Annotated in this window: 4 protein-coding genes; 1 reads left to right on the top strand and 3 read right to left on the bottom strand. The window is 59.1% G+C overall.

What is annotated here, in order from left to right; genetic code table 11:
• The 3 genes from WCE35_RS16390 to vapB form a co-directional block, all read right to left on the bottom strand.
• The coding region (locus WCE35_RS16390; RefSeq protein ID WP_424594381.1) for a TIGR02677 family protein at positions 1-720 on the bottom strand (720 nt) is incomplete at its 3' end.
• Between the two features lie 140 nt (positions 721-860).
• The gene (vapC, locus tag WCE35_RS16385; RefSeq protein ID WP_424594380.1) at positions 861-1,259 is read right to left on the bottom strand and encodes a type II toxin-antitoxin system tRNA(fMet)-specific endonuclease VapC; all 399 of its coding nucleotides are present in this window, start codon (positions 1,257-1,259) and stop codon (positions 861-863) included.
• On the bottom strand, positions 1,259-1,492 hold the full coding sequence (vapB, locus tag WCE35_RS16380; RefSeq protein WP_422281151.1) for a type II toxin-antitoxin system VapB family antitoxin: 234 nt from the start codon (positions 1,490-1,492) through the stop codon (positions 1,259-1,261). Before vapB ends, vapC begins: the two co-directional genes overlap by 1 nt.
• Before the next feature lie 556 nt (positions 1,493-2,048).
• On the opposite strand from vapB, the gene WCE35_RS16375 reads away from it, so the two are divergent.
• A partial coding sequence (locus tag WCE35_RS16375) for a hypothetical protein (RefSeq protein ID WP_424594379.1) occupies positions 2,049-2,296 on the top strand: 248 nt, incomplete at its 3' end.

The following is a 2,296-nucleotide window of genomic DNA, read 5'->3' as shown; positions in this document are numbered from 1 at the left end:
ATCGCGCGCTTCGCGCGCGGCGACCTGCTGCAGCAGGGCGTCAATCTTCGGTTCCATGACGACGATCAGACTGGCGATGGTGTCGGAGCGCCGCACCAAATCGCCCATGAAACGCTCGAGATAGTCGATCAGCCGGCGCTTGTAGCTGGCCACCGCATCCGCCTCGGCCTGCTGCAGCTCGATGCTGCGGGCAACGCCGGCCATGAAGGCCTGAGCGTTTTCGGCCAGGCTCTCGAACACCCGCACCAGGTCGCGCAGCGTCTCGTGGATCTTGGCCACGTCGGCTTCGGGGGCATCGGCCAGCGTCCGCAGCGCCTGCAGCCGGCTGGCGATGTCTTCGAGCGCCACGGTTTGCAGTTCGGCGCGGCGCTGCAGGGTCTGCACGAACAGGGCCAGAGCCGCCTCGACCGCTTCGCCGCCCTGCGAGAGCCGATAGAGAAAGCGCGCGCGGTAGAAATCGCTCAGGCTGGAAACCCGCGCAGTATCGGGCTGAGATTCAAGGTTGCCCCAGTCTGCAAGCTGGGTGAGTGCTGTGCTGACGTCTTCGATGCGGGGCGGAGCGTCAGGCCAGCGGGCTTCGGCAAGCACCTCGTCGGGGCGGAGTTGCAGGCGATATTGTCGTTTGGCCGCGGCGAAGACATCCATGATGCAACGATAGAACGCCGCTTTCTCGGCACTCACATGCCTGAACAGCTCGGCTGAATCGCTGACGACTCGCATCGGCTTCGTCCCTAAGACTTCCCATTATTGGTTGCCGGTTCGCACCCAAGGTTAATGTATTTGCCAGCGCGTTGCAGCCAAATTGGATTCCGTCCACTGTTTCTGGAATTGTGCGCGGCGGAGATGCACTTTCGCTTCGGTCAGACCCAGTTCTCGGCTCTGATTCCCGGCATGCGGTTGAACTCGCGCATGTTGTTGGTCACGACGATCAGCCCCTCGCTGCGGGCATGACCGCCAATCTGCATGTCGTGCGAGCCGCAGGGAGTTCCCGCGCGCTCCAGTTCCGCCCGAACCTGCCCGTAGTGCGCAGCAGCTTTAGCCTCGAACGCCAAGACATCAAGGCGCGCCACAAAATGCTCGATCGCGGTCAGATTGTCGGCACGGCGAGCTGATTTCTCCGCACCATAGTGCAACTCGCCAAGCGTGATGCTGGAGATGCAGAGTTGGTCGGCAAGTGCGTTGAATTTTTCCAGCAGATTCGGCGGATAATTCTTCATCACATAGATGCAGATATTTGTATCGAGCATGTAGGTGAGCATCAGAGCGGTTCGCGCTCCTCGGCCTGCGGCTGCTCACGCACGACCATGAAGTCGTCACTTGCGCGCGGACCCTTCTGAAACAAGTCGTCCCACCGCTTGCCCTGCGGTACGATCAAGCGGCTGCGGCCAATCTTCAAAATATCCACCTGATGTACTCCCGCCGGGAAGGCAACGGCCTTCGGCAACCGGACGGCTTGGCTGCGATTGCTCGTGAATATCGTGGAAGTTGTCATCGCCTTATCTCCGTGTATATCCAATTGGGATATACATTTAGATGGGCCGCCGCGATTTCGCAAGGGCGTCGCGCGAAAGGTCCGGTTGGGGCCAGGGGAGCCGCGAATGAGCAAGCGCTCTACGGGTTATGAAGCATCGAGCACGCGTTACCACGCTCTGTCAGCAGCTGCATGACAATCGAAATGGTGACCACTCTGACCGCGCAGATGTCCGATTTGCTCCGCCCCACGATCCAAATCTACGACGCGCACGTAGTCGACCTGTACCAGTGGGTCTGTTCGCGGTATCTCGTTTGTGTGAAGGGTGCAGGAACAAAGGCAACCACGGTTAAGCTCGGCTCTCGACCGATTTTCAGAAAGGATTACGTCGGCTTTCCAACCCCTGTCCGCTCAGAAGCAACCCGGGGTTCAACCATCGAAATACGAAAATTTAATTTATACTTCAATGGGCTGGCGGAGGGAGAGGAACTGGGATCGAACCTTCTCCCCGGGGCCATCGCAGAGGAAAGCGCTGACCCTCAATGTCTCGAACCTAAAGCCTCAAACTTGGCAAGAGATGATCTTCCCGATCTGCTGGGGTCGTCATCACGACGACTGCCGCAGCAATCTTGCAAGCAGGGGCGAGGTCATCACCGACGATCTTCAGCCTCCGTTCTCGGTAACATATCGCGTTGATTGCAAAGATAAAACTACGGGAGCGTCGCGAGCAATTTCGACTGTCACCGTCTTCGCGTCGACGCGGCAAGCAGCCGTTAACGAAATCGAGCGGATGATCCGCACAGGTGACGTCTGCCAGGGAAACGG

The organism is Bradyrhizobium sp., assembly GCF_049691595.1.
In the GTDB taxonomy this organism is placed as follows: Bacteria; Pseudomonadota; Alphaproteobacteria; order Rhizobiales; family Xanthobacteraceae; genus Bradyrhizobium.
This window is presented reverse-complemented; position numbering and strand designations above follow the sequence as displayed.

Coding starts and splice junctions, on each gene's coding strand:
- vapC (WP_424594380.1), bottom strand. CDS start 1,259: ATGCTCACCTACATGCTCGATACAAATATCTGCATCTATGTGATGAAG.
- vapB (WP_422281151.1), bottom strand. CDS start 1,492: ATGACAACTTCCACGATATTCACGAGCAATCGCAGCCAAGCCGTCCGG.